Genomic DNA, 21316 nt, shown 5'->3' with positions numbered 1-21316 from the left:
CCCCGCGTATCCGTCTGTAGACCTACTTCACGCTGGTGCGGGGCAGTTTGGAGACGCCCATGAGGTACTGATCCACCCCGTGCGCCGCTTCTCGGCCCTCGGCGATCGCCCAGACAATCAGGCTCTGGCCCCGGCGCGAGTCGCCTGCGGCAAAGACGGCAGGAACATTCACCGACATGTAGTTCTCGTCGGTTTTCACGTTGCCGCGCTGGTTCAGCTCCAGCCCAAACTGCGTGAGCAGCGCTCGCTCCGGGCCGTTGTAGCCGATGGCGATCAGAACTAAATCGGCAGGGAAGATCGTCTCGGAGCCTGGAACGGCGACCACGCATCGGCCACCCTCCGCGCGCTCAATACGCTCCACTTGCACCGCGTGCAGGGACTTGACAGTGCCGCTCGCATCGCCCTCGAAGTGCGTGGTATGAATTCCCCACTCGCGCTCGCCACCCTCTTCGTGCGCCGGGCCGGACTTTAAAATATGCGCGGGCTGTGGCCACCAGGGGTTGAGCTCAGGCATCTCCACGGGCGGCTCCGGGTGGATCTGGAACTGGGTCACCGAGGCCGCGCCCTGCCGTAGCGCCGTGCCGTAGCAGTCCGCGCCCGTGTCGCCGCCCCCGATGATCACGACGTGCTTGCCCTCGGCATCAATCGTCGGAAGACTGTCGCCCGCGTTGCGCTTGTTCTGCGGCACCAGATAATCCATGGCGTAGTGCACGCCCGCCAGCTCGACGCCGGGTAGCTCCAGAAGACGTGGCTCCAGCGCCCCGGTACAGAGTAAGACCGCCTCAAAGTCGCGGCGCAGCTCTATCACTGTTACGTTCTGCCCGACCGTGGCACCCGTGCAGAAGAAAATCCCCTCATCGGCAAGCTGCGTGAGCCGTCGGTCCAGCACGGCCTTGTCCATCTTGAAGTCGGGGATACCGTAGCGCATCAGCCCGCCCAAGCGATCGTCCCGCTCAAACACTGTCACCCAGTGCCCGACCCGGTTCAGTTGCTGCGCCGCCGCGAGGCCCGCCGGGCCACTGCCAATCACTGCGACACGCTTGCCCGTGCGGCTCTGTGGGGGCTCCGGAACGACCCAGCCCTCTTCAAAACCATGGTCAATAATGCGCTGCTCGACGGTCTTGATCGTGACGGCTTTATCGTTGATCGCTAAGACACAGGCATCCTCGCACGGTGCGGGACACAGCCGCCCGGTGAACTCAGGGAAGTTATTGGTGGCGTGGAGCGCCGTGAGCGCCTCCTGCCAGCGGCCCCGGTAGACTAAGTCGTTCCAGTCCGGGATGAGGTTGCCTAGCGGGCAGCCATTGTGGCAGAAAGGAACGCCACAGTCCATACAGCGCGATGCCTGGGCACGTAGCTTCTCAGGGGCCATCGGAAGATACACCTCCGACCAGTCCCGCACCCGCTCGCCCACGGCGCGCTTTTTTGGCGCTTCCCGCGTCAGACTTAAAAATGCTCTGCTGTCACCCATAATTTTTCCACAACTCTACTTTTTGTGGCGACAGCGCCCCACGCTTGCCATCGCGGCAAACGTGGGGCATTTTATCACAAGAGACTATACCTTGGGCAACTCGAAGCCCTTTCGGTACTCGCGAGTGAGGAGCAAGTTTGCCTCCTTGTCGCCCGTCCCGATGAAACGCTCTTGTTTAGGGTCAAGGGTGAGGCTAGCTCCAAAGCGCAGCTTGGCATCAGGCGTCAGGGCGTTGTTTGCCGTCAGGTGCGTGATCATGCGCGAGTACGCCTCCCCAAACGGTTTGTTGGCAAAGTTGCTCTTTGCCGGACCGCCTTCGGTGCCCAAGCGGTAGCTCACATTACCGAGGTGGCACAGAGCGCTGGAGAGGTGCCCCTCTAAGACGGGTGCGGCTAGATCGCTCTGCTTGCGGCTCTTGACTGCCCGGATAAACGCGGCAAAGTGATCGCCGCCACCACTGAAAGTCTCTAGGGGCTTGCCCTCTTTGTCAAAGGCCGCCGCCTTGCCATAGCTCGCGGTGAAGACCACGTAGCCGTTCTCGCCGTAGACAATATCGCCGATGCTCGCGCCCATCAATCCCTCGGTGGGCAGGCCGCGCACTTCGAAGATAAGCTGCTTGTCGCCGTAGTCGTAGGTGGAAACCACGGTGTTAGGAGTATTGGCCTGGTCCACGTAGCCCAGCCGACAGCCGATGGACTCGACCCCGCGCGGCAGCTCGTGTTTGTCTAGCGCCCAGCGCGCGATATCCATCTGGTGGATTCCCTGGTTGCCCAGATCGCCTGCGCCGTAGTCGAAGTTCCAGTGCCACTCGTAGTGGAAGCGATTGGGATTGAAAGGCCGCTTGGGAGCGGGGCCAAGCCAGATATCGTAGTCCACTCCAGAGGGCACTGGGCCATCGGGCTTGATGCCGATGCTCTTGCGTGGCTTGTAGCAAAGACCGCGCGCCAGGGTAACTTTACCAAGCTTGCCGTCGTGGAGAAACTTGATGCCCCCCTGAACCGCCTTGGCGGATCGGCTCTGCGTCCCTACTTGGCAGATCCGTCCGGTGCGCTGCTGCATCTGCACAAGGCGTCGGCCCTCGCTCACATTGTGGCTACAGGGCTTCTCCACGTAGACATCCTTGCCCGCCTGCATCGCCCAAGACGCCGCCAGCGAGTGCCAGTGAATCGGCAGCGCACACGAGACCGCGTCTATGTCTTTGTCCTCAAAAACTTTGCGCAGATCCTGGTAGATCTTAGGCTTCTTGCCGGTCTTCTTCTCAACCGCCGCCGCCGCCTTCTCCGCAGAGCTCAGATCCACATCGCAGATCGCGACGATCTCCGCATCAGCCAGGCCAAGGTAACCCTCCACGTGCGCCATGCCGCGCCCGTGGACTCCGATCACCGCCATACGCACTCTGTCCGCCGCACCAAAGCGCCGTTTCGAGCGCACGGGTGCGGGCTCTGCCGCAAACGCGCCAGACGCCGTGAGCGATGCTATGGCAGCGGCAAAGAATGCCTCGTCTAAAAAACCTCGTCGTGTCATTGTTTTTCTCCCAAAGAAATCTACCCGCAGAGTTCGGCTCGCGCACTGGGTTTTCCTTCTCTTGCACGCAATGCGAGGATACGATATATTAGCTGGCGCATTCCCGGATCGTTCAACGGCAGGACGACAGGTTCTGGCCCTGTTAATCGAGGTTCGAATCCTTGTCCGGGAACTCAAACCCCGCTACAATCGTAGCGGGGTTTTTTGATTTAGGACTCGCCCCCATGAACGGGGGCGTCTTATTGTCCTTGTGCCTCGGACACAAAGGGCGTCCCGCCCATCCCGAATCAACTCTGTATGGCCCGAAGTGGCCTTCGTGTCGGAGCTTGCGAGGACAATATCACGCCCCCGTTCATGGGGGCGGTTTCTATCGGGGCAGTCTCAGGGAGAAATTTTATGGTTGAGAGCTATCGTGCAGCGTTTAATGCCGCCTTCACACCGAGTCGTTATGCGGCGTTTCAGCGCTTGCTGACACAGCACTGCGGGGTTCCGATTCCGTTTCGCTGCGCGGAGACACCGTGTTTTTTCGAGGCGGCGACGCTGGAGAGCATGGTGACGGCGGGCTGTGAGCTGATCGCACAGCTTCTGGGAAACTCTGACTATCTATCCCGTGCCGCCGAAGCGATTCCTGAGGCGTTCCGCGTTCCGAACACCGACCCGACGCCCCTTTTTGTGCAAGCCGACTTCGGGCTCGATGCGCACTTACAGCCAAAGCTCGTCGAGATTCAGGGTTTTCCCTCTCTCTACGCCTTCCAGCCGACACTGGCGGAGATCTATCGGGAGGCGTACGGGCTGGAGAGTACCCTCAGTGCTTTTTTAGAGCACGGGACACGCGCGAGCTACGATGCCACACTGGGCCAGGCGCTCTGCAACGGCCACGATCCAAGGGAGGTCTTTCTCTTGGAGATTGCGCCCCAGACCCAGAAGACCCTGCCGGACTTCGCTCTCACACAGCAGCACTACGGCGTCCAGATGCTGGACGTCGCACACGTGACCAAGCGCGGCAAGCAGCTCTTCGCGCCCGACGGCACGCGGATCAAGCGCCTCTACAACCGGGTGATCGTGGACGAGATAATCCGCAAGAATATCGCACTGCCCTTTGATTTTCGCGACGATCTCGATGTGGAGTGGGCGGGGCACCCGAACTGGTATTTTCTGATCAGCAAGTTCTCCCTGCCGTTTCTGAAACACCCCAGTGTCCCCAAAACGCAGTTTCTGTCGGACGTGGCACGTCTCCCCGACAACCTCGAAGACTTCGTCCTCAAGCCGCTTTTCTCGTTCGCGGGTCTCGGTGTGAAAGTCGGGCCGACGAAAGAGGACATTGCTGCTGTGCCCGAGAGTGAGAAGACCCAGTGGATCTTGCAGGAGCGCGTGAACTTTATCCCGACGATCGAGACGCCCGAAGGCCCGACCAAAGTGGAGGTTCGGATTATGTTCCTGCGTGTCGGCGAGACCTACCAGGCCATGACGGCGCTGCTTCGGCTCGGGCGCGGCAAGATGCTGGGTGTGGACCACAACCGCGACGCCACCTGGATCGGGGCGAGCGCCGCGTTTGTTGTGCTAAGAACAGGTTGTCCTCGTTTTGCTTTAGATTCCGGCGAGGCGCGTGTCGGCATCGCCGAAGCGGTCTAGCTTGACACCCATTCGATCCATCAGCGAGAGGTAGAGGCTACAGACCTTGCGGTTCTCATCGCCTTTATCGCGGTAGTTCAGCACGCGGCCCGTTGCCAGTGCACCGCTCATACCGCCGACGGTTAAAATCGGCAGGTGCGTGTTATCGTGTGAGGAGCCGGAGTACATGTTGGAGAGCCAGAGGATGCAGGTGTTGTCTAGAACTGTTCGCTGGCCTTCGGGCATCGCGTCCAGCTTTCCTGCCAGATACGCCAGCTGTGTGACGTAGTGGTGAACAATACGCTGGTAGCCCTCGGAGTTATCGCTATGCGAGGCAATATGGTGGCCGTCGTTGACATTGAGGAACGGGTAGAACAGGCCCGAGAGATCGCGGCACATGAGCATTGAGGCGATCCGGGTCTTGTCGGTCTGAATGGCGAGTGCGACAATATCGCACATCAGCCGCATGTGCTCCCGAAGGTCTTCGGGCAGGCCGTCGTCGGGGCGCTTCATCGCCACCAGCGGCTTGCCCTTCCCACGAGCGTTGTCAGCGGCCTTGGACATCTCGGTGCGGAGCTTCTGGGCACGTTTCTCCACCTCGCGGACACTGTTGAGGTACTCATCGAGCTTGGAGCGGTCCTCTCGGCTGATCTTGCGGCGCAGGCTGGCGGCCTCAGAGCCGACACGATCCAGGACGCTCTCTAGGCGCTGACTACCACTATTGTCGAAGAGGCCATCGAAGGCCAGTGACGGGTAGACCTCGCTCGGGACGGGCGAGTCGGCGTCTTGCCAGGAGATATAAGAGCTGTAGGCCATGGAGAAGTTGGACTCATGGTAGCCCGTCAGTGGCTTCTCGCAGGAGAGAACCAGGCTTGGCTGAACGGTGTCCTGCCCGAGGCGCTGGGCCAGCACCTGATCCATACTGACACCCCCATGGAGCACGGCCCCTCGGGTGAGTGCAGCCCCGGAGAGAATGCCGCCGGTCATGCCCGGGTGAATCCCCACACCGGTGGAGGGCTTGTTGAAGAGACCACTGATCACATTGAGCTTGGCCTTGAAAGGCTCCAGCGGCGCAAGACACTTGCCGAGCTCCATCTGAGCACCCTCGCCCTTGGCTCCCCAGTTGTTGGGGCTGATGCCAGTTCCCATGAACTGAACCACAAAGCGCTTGGGCGGTGTCTGGGTGGTCTGCTTGCTAGCGAGGGGAGCGCCCCACACTGCCGCCGACTCCAGCCACGGGAGGGTCATGGCAACACCGGCACCCCGGAGCAGAATGCGCCGTGAGAGTGCTTGATTTGATTTTGTCGTTGCTTCTTCGTTTGACATGGTCTTATGCGTCCTTTGTGGGAGTGATCGATGACACCCGCCGGTTACGAAACTGCGGGCTGGTGACAATCCCCTCCACCAGTGTGTTAAAACGATAGTTATTAGTGCTCAGACGCTTGCTTATCTCGGCGAGCAGGGGCTCATCCGAGGGCAAGAGTGTTCGTCCTAGTGCATAGGATAGTAGTTTTCGGCTAAAAGTGCCAACAAAATCTTGCTGGCGCTTGAGGCGAATGAACTCCTGAAGGCCGGAGACTCCCACAAACTCTTGGCCACCGGGGAAGAGCGCGCGGTTATCCACTGCCTTTCCACCGCCATCTTGGGTGCGCCGCTCGCCGATGGGGCCGAAGTTCTCAAACACCAGGCCGTAGGAATCAAAGCGTGCGTGACAGCCACTACAGGCAGGATTTTTACGGTGAATCTCCAGTGCCTGACGCAGGGTCTTCTCCCCTAGCTCACTCTCGTCCTTGGGAAGCTCCGGGACTTTTGCGGGGGGCGGAGGAATCTGCTCGCCCAAGACACGCCGCACGACCCAGTAGCCGCGCTTGACCGGGCTAGTACGAAGCCCCGAGGCGTTCTGGGTCAGAAAGAGCGCCATGGGGAGCAGCCCACCACGCCCATAGCTTGCCGCATTGTCTACCCGCACCCAGTCATCTGCCTTAACGGTTATCTCGCTCATGCCGTAGTGCTTGGCCAAGGTAGCATTTACAAAAGTATGCTTGCCAAAGAGCCAGTCAAGAACCGAGCCATTGTTCTGGAACGTGTCGAGCATGAAGTGGAGCGGCTCCTCGAACATGGACTGGCGGAGGTTGTTGTTGAAGCTAGGGAAGCGCGTTTTATCTACAGCGTTGTGCTCCTCAAAGCGGCGGAAGTCCAGCCAGTTGCCCCCGAACTCCGTGGCAAGTGCACGGGTCTTGGGGCTCTTGAGCATCCGCTGTGCCTGCGCTATCAGTACGGGGGGCTTCCGAAGCTCGCCCTTTGCGGCGAGCGCTAGAAGCTCGTCATCGGGACTCGAAGACCAAAGAAAGTAGCTCAGGCGGCTGGCAATGGCGTAGTCAGAGAGCTGCTGCGTTTTCTGAGGCGCGGGAGCAGCCTGGTTAGCCGTCAAGATTCGCCCCTTGACAGGCTTTGCGGGCATGAGGGGCGTTTCCTGATCAAGGCGGAAGAGGAAGTTGGGCGACATCAAGATCCACACGACCGTATCACGGATCGCGTCCTCGTGCGTAAGTGCCTCTTTTTGGCGGAGCTTGGTGTAGAAGCCTAGTAGCTCAGTGCGGTCTTCCTGGGTGAGCGGGCGACGAAACGCCTTCTGGGCAAACTCCAGCAGGGCTTTTTTGTGCACCTGTTCGGCGGCGAGGCGGTCACGCTCCTCTTGCCGGATGTCAGCCGATGAGCGCTTGAAGTAGTCCTCATAGGCCGCCAGGGTCTCCGGCACTGCGCCCATTCGCTTGGCCTTGGCGAGATAAAGATCACAGTAGCGTTGGATTAGATCTGTACCTGCACACGCACGATCCTCCGACTTGACGAAGTTAAACTCAGGATCGCGGGTGACTTTAATCGTCTGAGCCTCATTGCGCTCGTAGAAGATTCCTTGGAGAAACGTCTGCTCATTATACGAAGCCACGATCGCAAAGTCGCGCCAGAGCGCATCAAGCTCCTGCTGGCCTTTCGCGTCGAGAACCAGCTCTCGCAGCGGGGCATCGTCACGGAAGTAGCTAACGGCGTTGTGGGTCCCGCCTGTGAGAACACGCCCGGTGCGCTGGAAGATATTGTCGGATTCCATCAGCCCGCGCTCATCAATGAAGAACGCATCGGGGAAGAGGCGACTAAAGGCCGAGAAGCTTGCGAGATAAGGAGCACGCTCCGCCTCGTCGAGAGGCGCAAAGAGATCTGGATCCACCGGGTCGGTGATCATCACGGGCTCTTTCTCGACCTTACCCAGTGACCCTCCCTTGACCTGGCCTAGCCGCGTAGCCGGGACGCCTCCAATCTGCAGGAACTTGGGATTAAACTTATCTCGGTGGGTAGCGTACTGACGGTCTTTCCACAGGACATTGGTGAAGCTGCCTGCGGAGAACTCATTGGGAACTTTAAGGTTGCTAAAGCGCCAGGCGATCTTACGGCGCAGTCCATCGCCCCAGCTCTTGAGCTCTGCACAGCCTTTTTGCGCGGCGGCGGCGCTCTCGGGGAGCGCATTGAACTTCACTTGAAGACTTGCCACGGGGCCGACTTTATGCTCGGGGGCGCTTGATGTCAGAAGCTTCCAGATCGTCTCTAAGTACTTCGCGCTAATTTTCTCCTGCGCTGCGACCGTTGCGAGTGTTAGTGTGCCACCAGAGTGCTTGAGCTGCCAGGCAGCGTAGAAATAATCGGCTAAGTCGGTGGGCTGGCGCTTGTAGAACGCGACGATGCGCTGAGTGCAAAACTTATCGCGGTCGGTCTGGCCTAGCACGGGATGAGACGCGAACGCAAGGCCGGTGGAGGTAAGCGCCAGGTGATCCCCGATCTCTTTTGCCGCCGCTAGGTATTTCTTTGCCAGCGCAGATGAGACCGTGAGCGACTCGCCGGAGTTGTCAAAGCCTTCTTGGTTGGCAGGGTCCACGGGGAACTCTTTGGTGGGCCGCAGGTCAACGCCGGTCAGATCGCGGATGGTGTAGTCGTACTCACGGTTGCTCAGACGGCGTGCTAGCACGGGGCCGGGGTCGCCTGATGTTCGCGCAATCTCCATCTGCCGCACCGTCCGAATCCAGGCGATCACCGCCTCACGCTGCTGAGCCATCGGTTGCTTGCTGGTGCTGGGAGGCATGTCTTTGATACCCAGACGATCCATCACCAGTATCCAGTGGGGGAGCTCCTTTATCACGGATGCCATTGTGGTGTAGGAAGTCAGATTAAGCTGGGCTTGGGGCTTGTCTTTACCATGACAAGGGGCGCAGTAGGTCTGCATAAACGGTCGAACCGTGCTGGTAAAGCGTTTCTCAAGCTCCACGCGCGTGAGTTCAGGAGCAGCGGTACGGGGCAGGGCGGCACCCGAGGTGGCTGCTCCTGCCCAAAGGAGCATCGCAGGAAGCGCGAGGGTGGCTCCCACTGCACTTAATTTGTAGGGATTGAGCTTCAGAATACGGTTCATAGATGCAAAATGATAGCACATGTGGCTCGTTTTATCTACCGCGAGCTCTCCTGCGAGGGTTGTGTCTACTGGGCCGAGCGGAGAGTGATGGTTCCAAGGTCAAGAAACTGCCCTTTCTCTACACGAACCTTTTTCATATAGATAGGATTGCCAGGCCCCGTGCGAGCGAAGACAAGATAGTAGTCGGTGTCTGGCGCAACCCAGGCGATAAAGTGGCCGTTTTCGTCGGACGTGAGCTTGTTCTGCGACAGCCCGCCGATAAAAAGCTCCAGCTTGACATCACCCACGGGCTTGCCTTGCGGGTTCACAAACTGCCCGGTGAGGGTGTGCTCGGGGTGCTCCGAAACGGTGACGGTCTGCACGCCCCCACTGACTGTGATCTCGCCCGCTGCCCAGCGCGGGGTGTCGCCGTCGGCGGATACGGAAAAGTTGGTGACCTGCATCTCGGGGGTGACGGTCAAATTTCCCTCGGTGTCCGTGGTTCCCTGCGGTATGTTCTCCACACGCAGGGGCGGCGCAACGCCGGTTCGGGGATCGGGTTTCTCGTAGCCAGAAAGTGTGACCGTGGCTTTTGCCACGGGCTTGCCGTCGGTATCCACAAAATGCAGCGTCACCGGCCCGGTCTGGGCCATGTTTTTCTGTTGGAAAGGTAGGAAGGCCGTTGCCTGGCTGTTGCTTCGGAGTAAGTAGACGCCACCGATAGCTGTCATCATGGAGAGGGCAAACAGAGGAATTAGTATAAGTTTCATATCAAAAACGACTTTCTGGAGCCGATCTGGCTCCGTAAGCTGTGCGAGCGTGTGGGCTTGTAGCCCGGAAGGGACATCGTGCTCGGGGAGTTTCTTGACGAGACGGCGTAGGTTTTTCTCAAAGGGCATGGCGCTCAGCTCCTTTCTGCGGAAGTGGCGAGAGAGAGTTCTGGAGAAGTGCCGTGGCACGGGCGAGCCGGGACTGGACGGTTCCCAGGGGGATTCCCAATAAATCCGCCACTTCCCGGTAGCGCATTTCTTGCAGACGAACCAGGATAAACACTTCGCGGCAGGAATCAGGGAGGGCAGCGATAGCGCTATCGAGTGCCAAGACCGCCTCGCGCTCGGTGTAGCGCTCCAGCGGATCACTGGTACGGTCTGCCGAGAGCTCAAGCGTGTCGAGTGACTGGGTAAAGTGTGTTTTTCGCCGCGCCGCCAGATGATGCTTGACAGCAATTCCGCAGAGCCATGTCGAGAGTGCCCCCACGCCGCGCCAGTCCGAGAGCCGCTGGTAGGCAGTGAGAAACGTCTCTTGTGTGAGATCCTCTGCCAGCGCCGCATTGCCACAGAGCCGAACGAGCAGATTATAAATCCGGCGTGAGTGGCGCTCAAAGAGTTTTTCAAATGCCACTCTGTCCCCATTTTTTGCTTTTTGAACCCACCATAGGTCGGGAACTTGCATCGCCTTTTTCGTCCTTCGCTCTTGAGTGTCGTAAAAAGAGGCTTTTGTTCGGGATGATTTTTACAGTGCAATAACCCGCTGAGCGAGCACTACCTCGCGGCTGTCATTGGTGGCAATCAGCGTCAGGCCGCCACGTTTTTGTTGTTCTGCGACCAATTCGGCCACCAGTGCCACGCCTTTGTCGTCGAGTGCGAGCCCCGCCTCGTCGAGCAGCAAGACCGGCGGCTCAAAAAGAACGGCCAGCGCCAGCTTCACTCTCTGTCGCAACCCCGACGAGTACTGCCCTATTGGATCGTCCTCGCGCCCCGAGAGCCCGACGCGTGTGAGCGTGGCGGCGATACTCTCCGACGAGACACCGCGCACGTCGCAGAAGAACTGTAAATTCTCGTGGGCGCTCAGCTCCGGGTAGAGTGTGAGATCCGGCGAGACATAGCCACAGAGCCGCCGCCGCCGCGCCGGATCGCTCTCGTCGGTGGAGCCAATCTGGAGCGTAATCTGGCCCCTTGTTGCCCGCAAGAGCCCCGCCACCAGCTTGACCACGGTACTCTTGCCGCTGCCATTGGCTCCTGTAATCGCGACCGTCTCGCCGCCCTCCGCCACAAAGGCGAAGTCGCGCAGCACCCGCCGCATCCCGTAGCGCTTCTCGATTCCTACTAATTCAAGTCGGATAGGTTCCACGGGGTAATTGTATCGTTTTCCACACTAGGGCTCAGTGAACAATTTTTAAGAACACTCGTCCGAGAATACACTGTAGGATGAAGGGCAGCAAATGGCACTGGCAACTTTCTGGAATCGGGGCATCGCGACAATGAACAACGACACGGCTCTTATTGCACGCTGTCAAAAAGCGGATGTCGCCGCCTTCAATGAGATCGTCGGACGCTATAAAGGCAAGATCTACAACTATCTCTATCGCATGACGGGCAACGCCGAGGACGCGGAGGATCTGACTCAGGAAGTGTTTGTCCGAATGTACTCGCATATCCATAGTTTTCGAGCGGAGGCGAGCCTCTCGACCTGGCTGTTTCGGATCGCGGGGAACCTCTGTGTGGACGCCTTTCGTCGTAAGAAAAAAGAGCGCGGCGTGGTCTCGTCGTTGGACGCTCCGATCTTTAGCGACGACGAAGACTCCAACGCCACCCGCGATGTGCCGGATCTGAAAGCTGCCCCTGAGATTTTGTTCTCGCGCAAAGAGCTCGGGGGGCAGATTGAGACGGCTCTCGCCAAGCTACCGCCTAAGCTGCGCTCCGCTGTGGTTCTGCACGATGTGGAGGGGCTGGCTTACGAGGAGATTGCGGCAGTCGAGAGCATCCCACTGGGCACGGTCAAATCACGTATTTTCAATGCACGTGTGGCCTTGCGAGAGCACCTGCGGCCCTATTTGGAGTCGTAAAAGTCGTAAAAGTCGTAAATAAAATGGCAAGCATGTTAGATTGTAATAAAATTCAAGCGGGGCTCTCTGAGTATATAGATAGTGCGCTCCCCGAGGAGCTTGAGAAGGTCACTAGGGCGCACCTGCGCTCGTGTGCTGTCTGTACGGAAATCGTCGAGAAGCTGACTCAGACCAGCCGCTTACTGGCGTTCCTGCCGCGACCGGAGCCCTCGGAGAGCTTCGAAAGGAAGCTAACCCTGCGGCTGGCGGGGCAGGTACTCAGGCCAAAGCCGATCACGCTGGGCGAGAAGCTCTCCGCCTGGTGGATCCGTCCGCGTGTTCGGCCCGCCGTGGCGTCTGCTCTGGCAGTGGCGGCACTGATTCCGCTGGTCGTTGTGCGCGTGCGCCCCGCTTCGCCGGTTGCGCTGCCCACGCACACGCAAACCGCTACGGAGAATAGGGAAGTGGAGCAGGCGCTTCAGGAGCACCTCACCGCAAAGACGAGTGAAGCCTTCGGAGACTCTTCTGGCTTGCTCCTTGCCTCGGCGCGTAACGAGCTAGAGCCGGGATCGTAGGCCCACTCATGCGCCATTATTGCTCCGTTCTCGTCGTCTCGTTTTTTCTCTCGGGCTTCGCTCTTGCTCAGTCTTCTTCGACAAAGCCAAAGCCCGTAAAGCCCGCGAAAACGCCGTTCGTACGACTCAATGCGGGCCTGGGTAAGCAGATCCTGCGCCGGATGACTAAGGCGGAGCTTACGGTCTCTTTTTTGGGGCGTGAGGTTACTGTCGGGCAGGATGGCCGCAACACTGAGCAGTGGGTGAAGCGTGATCCCAAGCGGGGAATTCGCCGCGAGTCCATCAAGCCCGAGGGGATCTTGCTGGTAGACAACCAGAAGAGACAGTTCCTCGTGAACCAGAAAGAGAAATTCTACAGGGAGGGGAAATCCCAGCTCGCCGAGTTTCAGAAACGGTACATGGAGGCACTGCGAGTGGGCGAGGGGGCACTGATTATCGAATTTCAGGGCCAGGATAGTATCGCGGGGCGCCTAGCGGATGTGGTTTTGCTGCATCCTGCTATAGGGCGCGCGGGATCGTCGCGGCGTTTCTGGGTGGATCGCGAGACGGGGCTGCGGCTCCGTACCGAGGAGCGGGCACAAGAGGGGCGGATTCTCTCGAATACCTACTACCTTTCTCTGGAACTAAATCCCGTTCTGCGCGACGAAGACTTTGCGCCCCCTCCGATTCCTGCGGGGTTCCCTCGCACGGTTGATACGCTGAAGCGCTATGCGACTCTTGAGGAAGCGGCAAAAGATGGGGTGATTGTCAGGCAGCCTGGCTGGCTCCCAGCAGGTTTCCGCTTACGGCGCATTACTGCGAGCCAGGGACCTCACTCCCCGATCCATGTTCAGTGGGGCAACGACCTCACGGCGATCTCGCTCGCGCTGGTACACGGGGCGATGCCTCCGATGATCCTCCGGATGCTTGCGGGAAACGAGGCAGGCTTTGTGCAGCTTAACAACGGGGAGCGTGCCTACGCCTGGAAGTTTTCTGAGGGCTACTACATGCTTCTGGGGAACTTGCCTGACGACCAGCTCAAGCGCATCGCGGATTCCGTAAAGTAGGTTAAACGGCAGGAACGGGGATCTGGGTGAGGATATTCTGGATCACAGCGGTGTCCTCTACGCCACGCGCCCGCGCCTCGGCGGAGAGAATCAGCCGGTGGGCCAGAACAAACGGAGCGAGCCGCTTCACATCATCGGGGGTGGCGAAGGCGCGGCCTGCGGTGGCGGCGTGGGCCTGTGCGGCGTGCATCAAGGCCAGAGAGCCGCGTGGGCTGGCACCGATTTCCACCTGGTCGCTCTGACGCGTGGCCGCGACAATCTCCACAATATAGCGCTGAAGGGCGGGAGCGATCACCACGGCGCGCGCCTTCTCCTGGAGCAGCACGAGGGCATCCGCATCGAGAACCGGTGTCACATTGACTAGCGGGTGGCTCTGAACCTGTGAGTTGAGAATCCCGATCTCCTGATCCGTATTGGGGTAACCCAGCCGCACCCGCATCAAAAAACGATCCATCTGCGCCTCCGGAAGCTGGTAGGTTCCGGCGTGCTCGATATTGTTCTGGGTGGCGATCACAAAGAAGGGGCGGGGAAGCTTATGGGTAACACCGCCCTCGGAGACCTGTAGCTCCTCCATACACTCCAGCAGTGCCGCTTGTGTCTTGGGAGTAGCCCGGTTGATCTCATCCGCCAAGACAATCTGGGCGAAGACGGGGCCTGGCATGAAGCTAAATTCCTGGGTCTTCTGGTTGTAGATAGACGTGCCGGTGATGTCGGCGGGGAGCAGATCGGGGGTGAACTGGATGCGCTTGAACAGGCAGCCCAGCGACTGGGCCAGGGTCTTGGCCAGTGTGGTCTTGCCGACACCGGGAATGTCCTCGATGAGAAGATGCCCCCCTACCAAAAGTGTCACCAGAGCCATCTCCACCGTCTCACGCTTACCAATAATGACGGTTTCCACCTGCTCTTTAACGCGTTGCATGGCCGCCGCGACATCCGATTGTAGATCACTCACGGCGGCAGTGTAGCACGGTAGTGTCTTTTCTGTCAATTGTACGACTACTCATCCAGCGTTTCCAGCGCGCGGCCCTTGGTCTCGACAATAAAGGGGAGAAAGCATAAACCGACTATGGGGACGCAGCCGACGATCACTAGGGCTTTGAAGGCGGCTTCCATGCCTTGCTGCGCGATCAGCCCCACCGTAAATGGCCCGGCGGCGGCGATAATGCGCCCGATATTGTAGGTAAAGCCTGCTCCCGTGCCGCGCAGGCGGGTCGGGAAGAGCTCGGGCAAGTAGTAGGTGAAGCTGCCAAAGACCCCGAAGATCGTCAGGCCAATCGGGAAGTAGCCGTACAGGCGCATCTCCCCAGGCCAGGGGAAGGCGAAGGTGCCGATAATGCTGGCGGCTCCCAGGAGGAAATAAATCGCAAACATCGCCCGGCGGCCTAACAACTTGGCGATAGGCACCGTCAGAAGTGTCCCGATCAGTCCTCCTAAACAGAAGCTGGTGAGTGCAATAGACTTCCAGCTCTCGACCAGAGCCTGCGTCGCGGGCTTGTCTAGTTTCTGCACCTGAGCGGCGGCGTTGGCCATCTGCGAGGCGATCACCGACGCAAACGTGTTGCAGCTCCACCAGGTGATCATCGCCACCAGAGCCATCGCCATTCCGCCCAGCGTGGCACGCCGCAGTGCTGGGGTGAAGAGCTCGGATATCTTCGGGCTGGCCTTGCCCCCCTCGGTCGCCGCCTGCCACTTCTCCGGCTCCTTGATGAACATGCGTATCAGAAATGCCACGAGCGCGGGCAGCAGGCCACAGGCAAAGACCCAGCGCCAGGAGGTCTCGGGGCTATCTTTGAGCAGGCCACCGACAATGTAGTAGCGCATCATGTCCGCTGCCAGCAGCCCTATCGGAGCGGATGTGTAGAGCAGCGCTCCAGCCTCCACCCGGCGCTTCTCGGGGACCACTTCGGCGACCATCGCCGCGCCCGCCGCCCACTCGCCGCCGATGCCAAACGCGACAAAGACACGGCAGAGCAGTAGCACCCAGATATTGGGAGCCAGTGCGCACAGCGCCGTGCCAACCGAGTAGATCAGCATTGTCAGCAAGAGTGTCTTAGTGCGCCCTAGCTTATCCGTGATGCGCCCAAAAAGAACCCCACCAATGGCCCAGAAGATCAGTAGCACCGAGCCCATGATCCCATTCCAGAACGGCACCGATGCCTTGGCCTCCGGGCCTCCAATGGTCTGGTGTAAGAGCACGGGGATCGCTTTATCCGCCACGAGCGCATAGAGAAGCCCATCGAAAACGTCAAAGCCCCACCCGAGCCACGCTGCAAAGAGCACGGTCCACTGGTAGCCGTTCATATCCAGAAAACGACGCTGTCCGTTCATGCGGGCATTATAGCTCATGTTACGTAGTCCAGTTTTTGGGGGTAGCGCAATGCCGGTCTCGCGACAGATTCCTTGTGCTGGGCAAACCCGTTTGAGTTATACTATTGCTATCCGTCACTTAAGACGACGAAATACTAGCTACATCTGATAACTCGTCGCCTATACCACCCTGGCGGTAGGGCGCAATTGGAGCGCCAAGGAGTAGATGATGAACGAATTCAAAGCTGAATCCACGCCTCGTCGTGGTTTTCTTGCCCGCCTTGCGGCGGGATCACTTGCCTTTGTCGCAGGGGGGCAAGCTACTGCCCACGCTAATTTATCTCCGCATGCTAGTGCCCCTGTCGAAAAGGCCGAGCCCTGGCTCATGCGCATCAAGGGGAAACATCGCCAGATTTTCGATGCCATGGAGATCAATAGTGGCTTTCCTTTGGTCATGACGCATATCTGGCTAATGACCAATAAGAGTGCCTACAACCTCTCACCCAAAGAGCTTAGCGCGGTTCTTGTCTTGCGTCACAGCGCGATTGCGATCTGTATGAGCGATGCAGTGTGGGCGAAGTACAAGCTCGGCGAGATCTTCAATGTCACCGATCCGGTCACGAACAAACCTGCCGAGCGGAACATCTACGCGACGACCAAGGGTTTTGCACTCCCCCCCATGGCGGAGGCCGCGATGGATAACTTGAAAAATCGTGGGGTGATTCTCTGTGGCTGCAACATGGCGCTCATGCACTTCTCCGAAGTCGCGGCGGAAAAGATTGGTGCTGCAAAAGACACTACGCTACAGGAGTGGATAAAGGGCCTCCTCCCCGGTGTCACCCTTGTGCCCTCAGGTGTGCTTGCTGTGGGGCGTGCACAGGAAAGTGGCTGTACGTACTGCAACGTGACCTGAGCCTTATCCCCAGCCACTGGATCCATTTTGGGGTGGTAGCACAAAGGGGTTGTCGTCTCAGCGGCGGGGGAAGTCATCCGTGATGATGGAGCGGAAAATCGCGGAGGGTTTGGTCGGGGAGGGCTTGCCAGATATGGCGCTCGGGCATTTGTAGTGCGGTGAGGGGGCCGCTACGGCAGGCTCCGGTGTCTATTCCGATGCGCCACGGGTCGGCTTCGGGTTCGGCGGTCGGGGTATGGCCGTGGATGGTAAGCCGACCCGAGCGATCCGCATAGCCGATAAACTCCCAGCGTATCCAGAGCAGTGTGTCCGGGTGGGTCTCCTCAACCGGCTTGCCGCGCTCCGTCCCGGCGTGCACCCAGACACAGTGTGCCAGCTCGGGGAAACGCTCGGTGGGGGCTTTCCAGTAGGTTTTTAGCAAGGCGAAGTAGCGGCTCAGATCATCGGGGCACTCGCGCTTGAAGCATGCGGGCGGGTCGCGCTCCCAGCTTCGCATCGTCTCGATTCCCCCGTTGCGAAACCAGTCGAAGTCGTCGTAGGCGATCTTGCACGGGTGCGTGCCCGTGAGATAGGCCGCCGCCATGTCCTCGTGATTGCCCCAGAGCAGCACCGTGCGCTCGGGCGCGCCGTCGTACTCCGCCAGCAAACGGTTCACGACGGCGCGTGAGCCCGGGCCACGGTCAATCGCATCGCCCAGGAAGACCGTGATGTCCTCGGGGCCGCGCGGGAGCGCCGCAAGCAGCGTGTTGAGCCGCGAGTCCATCCCGTGAATATCGCCAATTGCCCAGACCGACGCCATGACTACAGCTCCCGTAGGACGGGCAGGGCAAGCTCCCACTGCTCACGAAACGCGAGATAAGCGGTGGCCCGCTCGCCTTGAAGACGACGGCGCACGGTGGCAAGGCTCTCCCGCTCACAGCGAGTCGGGCGCAGGCGGCGCTTTTTCTCGGACTCCAGCCCACGCAGCCAGACACGCAAGATATCCAGATCGTGAATCGTTCCCAGCACCGTCTGAAGCGCGGCGACGCGCTTCTTGAGCGGCTTGGTTGTTTCCGGAACACGGCTCAGGGTGAAACGCAGGCGCTTGACGGCGATTCGTAGGTCATGGAGCTCGATGACATTCTTGGGATCGCGGATAAGCGCATCAAAGGCGAGGGCATACTCGGCGGCGGCATGTACTTCCTCGGCTGTCGCAGGCAGTTCTTCACTGACTGTCGCAACCAGGGTGCCCTGCGCCTGGTTTGCCTGTTTGAGCCAGTCCCCGGCAGCATCCAGGCGGCAAACACGCTTCAGCGCCTGCATGCGCCGCTTTTGCAGGATGCGCTGTGCGAAGGCAAAGCCGCGCTGCTCTTGCTCTGTGGCAGACATCTCCGCCGTGGCGAGAAGCTCTTGTTGGGCATCCAGATCACGCACGGAGCCCAGTGCGCGCGTCAGTGTCCGGGTACCGTCGAGCAAGCGCTGGCGGAGTTTTGGGGGGAGCGCCGTGGTGGAGAGCGGCAAAATGACGCGCAAGCGCCGTCCCGTTGTCCGTGCTGTCTTCACCGAGACGGGGTCGCCCTGGAGTGCAAGGGGTAGTGCTGCGGTGAGCCGTTCCAGAAGCATCGTGATGGGTTCCATAGGGCAGTGTATCGGAAATTGCCCAAAGCCGTAACCCGTTGTGCACGCGCTGCGTTATTTCTAGCATGAGTACTGACAAACGTTTTTCTCGCTCCGAGCGTGCCCTGGTTGCGGTGGGGATTCTGGTTCCCTCGCTGGTTCTGGCGGGTGTGGCTATCAATGCCCGTCTCAATGATGTCCCGCCGCTGGTCTTGCCCCAGCACACCCTGCCCGTGCCCAATGCCCACGACACGCTTCGGGTTGCAAAAGTGCAGGTGGTGCCCCTCAAAGACGGGATCGAGCTTTCGCCGAAAGACATAAAAAAAGTGCAGCCACTGGCGGGACGTAAAGCGCTGCTCGCAGCCAACACCGAGGCCATTGCCAAGATCCAGCAGGCCCTGAGCCAAGAGTACCGTCAGCCCATCACTTACGAGACGAGCCAGCTCTTTCCCGAGTACGCGGAGCACCGTGAGCTAGCCCGTCTGCTCGCCTTCGCAGCCAAGACCCACGCCGACTCCGGCAATTACTCGGAAGCCGCTCGCTGCGCCACGGATGCGATGGCGCTGGGGATGAAAATACCACGAGGGGGGGCGCTAATTGGGGCACTGGTGGGAATGGCCTGCGAGGCGATTGGCCGTAATGCTCTCCTGGGAGTCGTCGGAAATCTGGATGCCACAACTCTCGAAGCCACTCTGGAGCGCCTGGATACGCTGGAAAAAGAGCGCTGGCTCCTCGCTGAGACTCTTGAAGTGGAGCATCTGTGGAGCCAGAAAGCTATCCGGGATATGGCGAAGCAAGGGCCACTAGAGACCGCAAAAATGCTAGGAATGGGCACCGAAAGTGGAAGTGAGCGCTGGCTGGCGCTACGGCTGATGTTCACTCCCAAGCGGCTTGCGGCGGAGAATAATGATCGGCACTACGCAAAGCTGATCGCAGTCGTAAAGCAGCCCTACCGCAAGGGAGGTGTCTCCTTGCCCGCACCCACGGATGTGATCAATGAGATTCTCTCGCCCGTCTTTGATCAGGCGTACTTTGTAGATACCAAGAATCGCACTGAAGCGAACTTGCTGCGCGCTCGTCTGTCACTTCTGCGGACGGGTAAGGTTGCCCCGCGCTTCACGGATCCCTTTGGGCAAGACAAGCCGCTGCGCGTCAAAACAGACGGGGAGCACTTTATTCTCTACAGTGTCGGGCCCGATGGCGACGATGATAACGGGCGAGCGGGGGTGCCCTCGCAGAGTTTTATGGCGAAACTGGAGCGGGGACGGACTCTGAGTGCGCAAGATGAAGGGGACTTGGTGATGGGGGTGAATACTTACTAAAATCAAGCGTTGCCTTTTTAATTTTAAGAGCCCTGTGATCAATATCACCGGCTTGGATGCGGACCGTCACAGCGAAAGCCAAGGCGTGTGCCTATACTTCGAGCACGACAATCTTGGGCAATAAAGGACTTTAAAATGGCAACTCTTGACTACGGCGTGATTGCGGAGCTGATCAACATCCCCGAGGATAACACAGGGCGACGGTTTCTTACGTCCTTGCTGGTGTCGCTGGGAATCAATGTTGCCGCAATGGTTGGTGTTAGTGTCGCCAGTCAGTTGCATGAACCCAATGACCGGCCTGCGACAACGGTGGTGGCAAAGGCGCAAGAGTGGTCTTTTGAGAGTCCAAAGCTCACCCTGCCCGAGGCGAAACCTATTGTCGCGCCGCTCCCCAAGCATCGCCCGGCAAAAATCAAACGCACGATAAAGAAAACAGAGTTCAAGAAAAAGCAAGTCGTGCCCGATTCGCAGCGGGAAGCGCCTCAGCCGACTCCCGCCCCTGAGCTTGAGACGCCCGAGGAGCAACCCCTAGAGCTTCCCACTAAGACAACTTTCACTAAGACGGCTCCTCCTGTTGCGGCCAGTGCGGAGCGCGTAGGTTCCGTGGCTTCTTTAGCGGTGGGAGGAAATAATCCTTCCAGCGCCTCTGACTATCGTCCCACGGAGATCTCCCACAGGGTGGGTGTCTCCGGAGCCAGTGGCGCGGTGGTTCGCGGAGGCAACAGTGGCTTTTCCCCGAGCGCCTCCGGGACTAATTTTATGGCGACGATCTCTCTCGCCTCCCCGGTTCGTGGGCGCGGCCCTGCGATTCGGAGTGCCACACTCTTGCCCGCGTCCCAAGCCACGATGATCTCGGCGGTGTCTGATGAGGGCCGCACTAGTCCCGCTCTGTCGGCAGGGTCTGATCCTGGGGCGCGAGGAACGGTTGCCACATCAGTTGGTGTGAGCGGTGGAACCGGCGTCCGTGGTGTGTTGGCAGGCAAAGCGGGTGTGGCAGGGAGCCGCGCAATTGGGATTGGATTGGTAGCGGTGGGGGAAGTGTCTGTCTCCGGTGCTGGCGCTAGCACAGGCACAAGCCGTGGCCCCGCCACCGGGCCGGGCAGGCTCACCGAGAGTACGGTGCGTGTGGGTGGCGCGAGCGAGGCTGAGCATGGCAGTGGCATCTCTGCGGGGGGTGGGAATACTGTGGGAGCAATGGGGGGCAGCGTCGCCAGAACCGGTGGTGGTGGCGGGCCTCAGGGCCAGGCAGGCCGCGCAGGGAGTGGCGGGAGTGGTGGCTCTGCCGCGCAGGCATCGGAGGGTGGGACGGCTAGGGTGGATACCAAGCAGACCAGTAACACGGCACCCGTGGTTAATCAGAGGGCTACGGTTGCCTCGTCCTCAAATGCCCCGACCAAGCGTAATGAGGATGCGGAGCGCACCTCTGACCCTGATCCTGAGCTTACCTCGGACATGAAAAAAGAGCCACTGAATGTCAATCTGCGCGTGCGTGTCACGGTGGATACGGATGGCAGCCACAGTGAGGAGTTGGTTCAGGGGAGTGGGAACCGCGAGGTTGACCAGCTCATCTTGAAAACCATGCGGCGCTGGAAATGGCGTCCCGCTCTGCGTGACGGTGAGAAGGCGCAACAGACTCTCACCTTCCGGTATAAGATCAACATTAACTAATGCAAGAGGAGAGGGTCAGGGTGGGGG

General features: G+C 59.6%; 18 protein-coding genes and 1 tRNA gene. 8 read left to right on the top strand and 11 right to left on the bottom strand.

Annotation, left to right across the window (positions count from 1 at the left end):
- Nucleotides 1–22: 22 nt before the first annotated feature.
- Both ACH2ED_RS18355 and ACH2ED_RS18350 read right to left on the bottom strand, forming a co-directional pair.
- Nucleotides 23–1471, bottom strand: coding sequence for a glutamate synthase subunit beta (locus ACH2ED_RS18355; RefSeq protein WP_395094159.1), 1449 nt, complete (start codon nucleotides 1469–1471; stop codon nucleotides 23–25).
- Between the two features lie 84 nt (nucleotides 1472–1555).
- Nucleotides 1556–2995 carry a Gfo/Idh/MocA family protein gene (locus ACH2ED_RS18350; RefSeq protein ID WP_395094158.1) on the bottom strand — a complete coding sequence of 480 codons (1440 nt, stop codon included), beginning with the start codon at nucleotides 2993–2995 and terminating at the stop codon, nucleotides 1556–1558.
- Between the two features lie 101 nt (nucleotides 2996–3096).
- Here ACH2ED_RS18350 and ACH2ED_RS18345 point away from each other — a divergent pair.
- Together ACH2ED_RS18345 and ACH2ED_RS18340 are read left to right on the top strand one after the other, a co-directional pair.
- Nucleotides 3097–3167, top strand: a tRNA-Gln gene (locus ACH2ED_RS18345).
- 224 nt (nucleotides 3168–3391) lie between these two features.
- Nucleotides 3392–4627, top strand: a complete 1236-nt coding sequence (locus ACH2ED_RS18340) for a hypothetical protein (protein ID WP_395094157.1) — start codon at nucleotides 3392–3394, stop codon at nucleotides 4625–4627.
- Here ACH2ED_RS18340 and ACH2ED_RS18335 read toward each other — a convergent pair.
- From ACH2ED_RS18335 to ccmA, 5 genes are all read right to left on the bottom strand, one after another.
- Complete coding sequence (locus tag ACH2ED_RS18335) at nucleotides 4583–5932, bottom strand: DUF1552 domain-containing protein (protein ID WP_395094156.1); 1350 nt, start codon at nucleotides 5930–5932, stop codon at nucleotides 4583–4585. The genes ACH2ED_RS18340 and ACH2ED_RS18335 overlap by 45 nt on opposite strands.
- A 4-nt stretch (nucleotides 5933–5936) precedes the next feature.
- Complete coding sequence (locus ACH2ED_RS18330) at nucleotides 5937–9059, bottom strand: DUF1592 domain-containing protein (protein WP_395094155.1); 3123 nt, start codon at nucleotides 9057–9059, stop codon at nucleotides 5937–5939.
- A gap of 65 nt (nucleotides 9060–9124) precedes the next feature.
- Nucleotides 9125–9937 (bottom strand): hypothetical protein, encoded by an 813-nt coding sequence (locus tag ACH2ED_RS18325; protein ID WP_395094154.1) that lies wholly within the window; start codon nucleotides 9935–9937, stop codon nucleotides 9125–9127.
- On the bottom strand, nucleotides 9927–10439 hold the full coding sequence (locus ACH2ED_RS18320; protein ID WP_395094153.1) for an RNA polymerase sigma factor: 513 nt from the start codon (nucleotides 10437–10439) through the stop codon (nucleotides 9927–9929). The genes ACH2ED_RS18325 and ACH2ED_RS18320 overlap by 11 nt, the downstream gene beginning before the upstream one ends.
- Nucleotides 10440–10550: 111 nt before the next feature.
- Nucleotides 10551–11168 (bottom strand): heme ABC exporter ATP-binding protein CcmA, encoded by a 618-nt coding sequence (gene ccmA, locus ACH2ED_RS18315; RefSeq protein WP_395094152.1) that lies wholly within the window; start codon nucleotides 11166–11168, stop codon nucleotides 10551–10553.
- A 91-nt stretch (nucleotides 11169–11259) separates the two neighbouring features.
- Between ccmA and ACH2ED_RS18310 the strand changes: the two genes are divergently transcribed.
- Genes ACH2ED_RS18310 through ACH2ED_RS18300 form a run of 3 tightly spaced genes read left to right on the top strand, consistent with a single transcriptional unit; the run spans nucleotide 11260 to nucleotide 13483 of the window.
- A complete protein-coding gene (locus tag ACH2ED_RS18310) occupies nucleotides 11260–11883 on the top strand; it encodes a sigma-70 family RNA polymerase sigma factor (RefSeq protein WP_395094151.1) in 624 nt (207 codons plus the stop codon).
- A gap of 32 nt (nucleotides 11884–11915) precedes the next feature.
- Nucleotides 11916–12437, top strand: a complete 522-nt coding sequence (locus ACH2ED_RS18305) for an anti-sigma factor family protein (RefSeq protein ID WP_395094150.1) — start codon at nucleotides 11916–11918, stop codon at nucleotides 12435–12437.
- Nucleotides 12438–12445: 8 nt separating this feature from the next.
- Nucleotides 12446–13483: a sigma-E factor regulatory protein RseB domain-containing protein gene (locus tag ACH2ED_RS18300; RefSeq protein ID WP_395094149.1), complete on the top strand. Its 1038-nt coding sequence runs from the start codon at nucleotides 12446–12448 to the stop codon at nucleotides 13481–13483.
- Nucleotide 13484: 1 nt separating this feature from the next.
- Here the strand turns inward: ACH2ED_RS18300 and ACH2ED_RS18295 are convergent, their stop codons facing one another.
- Nucleotides 13485–14435 carry an AAA family ATPase gene (locus tag ACH2ED_RS18295; RefSeq protein WP_395094148.1) on the bottom strand — a complete coding sequence of 317 codons (951 nt, stop codon included), beginning with the start codon at nucleotides 14433–14435 and terminating at the stop codon, nucleotides 13485–13487.
- Between the two features lie 44 nt (nucleotides 14436–14479).
- A complete protein-coding gene (locus ACH2ED_RS18290; protein WP_395094147.1) occupies nucleotides 14480–15811 on the bottom strand; it encodes an MFS transporter in 1332 nt (443 codons plus the stop codon).
- A 205-nt stretch (nucleotides 15812–16016) separates the two neighbouring features.
- On the opposite strand from ACH2ED_RS18290, the gene ACH2ED_RS18285 reads away from it, so the two are divergent.
- Entirely contained in the window at nucleotides 16017–16703 is a 687-nt protein-coding gene (locus ACH2ED_RS18285; RefSeq protein WP_395094146.1) for a hypothetical protein, read from the top strand.
- Between the two features lie 73 nt (nucleotides 16704–16776).
- Here ACH2ED_RS18285 and ACH2ED_RS18280 read toward each other — a convergent pair whose 3' ends face one another.
- Nucleotides 16777–17502, bottom strand: a complete 726-nt coding sequence (locus ACH2ED_RS18280) for a metallophosphoesterase (RefSeq protein ID WP_395094145.1) — start codon at nucleotides 17500–17502, stop codon at nucleotides 16777–16779.
- Nucleotides 17503–17504: 2 nt separating this feature from the next.
- Entirely contained in the window at nucleotides 17505–18320 is an 816-nt protein-coding gene (locus ACH2ED_RS18275) for a CHAD domain-containing protein (RefSeq protein WP_395094144.1), read from the bottom strand.
- A gap of 65 nt (nucleotides 18321–18385) precedes the next feature.
- Here ACH2ED_RS18275 and ACH2ED_RS18270 point away from each other — a divergent pair, with 65 nt between their 5' ends.
- Nucleotides 18386–19621: a hypothetical protein gene (locus ACH2ED_RS18270; RefSeq protein WP_395094143.1), complete on the top strand. Its 1236-nt coding sequence runs from the start codon at nucleotides 18386–18388 to the stop codon at nucleotides 19619–19621.
- A gap of 135 nt (nucleotides 19622–19756) precedes the next feature.
- Nucleotides 19757–21289 carry a TonB family protein gene (locus ACH2ED_RS18265; RefSeq protein WP_395094142.1) on the top strand — a complete coding sequence of 511 codons (1533 nt, stop codon included), beginning with the start codon at nucleotides 19757–19759 and terminating at the stop codon, nucleotides 21287–21289.
- Nucleotides 21290–21316: the final 27 nt, after the last annotated feature.

Origin of the sequence: Armatimonas sp. (assembly GCF_043757465.1) — a bacterium.
In the GTDB taxonomy this organism is placed as follows: domain Bacteria; phylum Armatimonadota; class Armatimonadia; order Armatimonadales; family Armatimonadaceae; genus Armatimonas.
This window is presented reverse-complemented; position numbering and strand designations above follow the sequence as displayed.

Excerpts from the sequence above, each read along its gene's own strand:
- ACH2ED_RS18265 (WP_395094142.1), top strand. The coding sequence starts at position 19,757 with ATGGCAACTCTTGACTACGGCGTGATTGCGGAGCTGATCAACATCCCC.
- ACH2ED_RS18355 (WP_395094159.1), bottom strand. The coding sequence starts at position 1,471 with ATGGGTGACAGCAGAGCATTTTTAAGTCTGACGCGGGAAGCGCCAAAA.
- ACH2ED_RS18280 (WP_395094145.1), bottom strand. The coding sequence starts at position 17,502 with ATGGCGTCGGTCTGGGCAATTGGCGATATTCACGGGATGGACTCGCGG.
- ACH2ED_RS18310 (WP_395094151.1), top strand. The coding sequence starts at position 11,260 with ATGGCACTGGCAACTTTCTGGAATCGGGGCATCGCGACAATGAACAAC.
- ACH2ED_RS18325 (WP_395094154.1), bottom strand. The coding sequence starts at position 9,937 with ATGCCCTTTGAGAAAAACCTACGCCGTCTCGTCAAGAAACTCCCCGAG.
- ACH2ED_RS18340 (WP_395094157.1), top strand. The coding sequence starts at position 3,392 with ATGGTTGAGAGCTATCGTGCAGCGTTTAATGCCGCCTTCACACCGAGT.
- ACH2ED_RS18290 (WP_395094147.1), bottom strand. The coding sequence starts at position 15,811 with ATGAACGGACAGCGTCGTTTTCTGGATATGAACGGCTACCAGTGGACC.
- ACH2ED_RS18275 (WP_395094144.1), bottom strand. The coding sequence starts at position 18,320 with ATGGAACCCATCACGATGCTTCTGGAACGGCTCACCGCAGCACTACCC.
- ACH2ED_RS18350 (WP_395094158.1), bottom strand. The coding sequence starts at position 2,995 with ATGACACGACGAGGTTTTTTAGACGAGGCATTCTTTGCCGCTGCCATA.
- ACH2ED_RS18285 (WP_395094146.1), top strand. The coding sequence starts at position 16,017 with ATGATGAACGAATTCAAAGCTGAATCCACGCCTCGTCGTGGTTTTCTT.
- ACH2ED_RS18305 (WP_395094150.1), top strand. The coding sequence starts at position 11,916 with ATGTTAGATTGTAATAAAATTCAAGCGGGGCTCTCTGAGTATATAGAT.
- ACH2ED_RS18330 (WP_395094155.1), bottom strand. The coding sequence starts at position 9,059 with ATGAACCGTATTCTGAAGCTCAATCCCTACAAATTAAGTGCAGTGGGA.
- ACH2ED_RS18270 (WP_395094143.1), top strand. The coding sequence starts at position 18,386 with ATGAGTACTGACAAACGTTTTTCTCGCTCCGAGCGTGCCCTGGTTGCG.
- ACH2ED_RS18300 (WP_395094149.1), top strand. The coding sequence starts at position 12,446 with ATGCGCCATTATTGCTCCGTTCTCGTCGTCTCGTTTTTTCTCTCGGGC.
- ACH2ED_RS18335 (WP_395094156.1), bottom strand. The coding sequence starts at position 5,932 with ATGTCAAACGAAGAAGCAACGACAAAATCAAATCAAGCACTCTCACGG.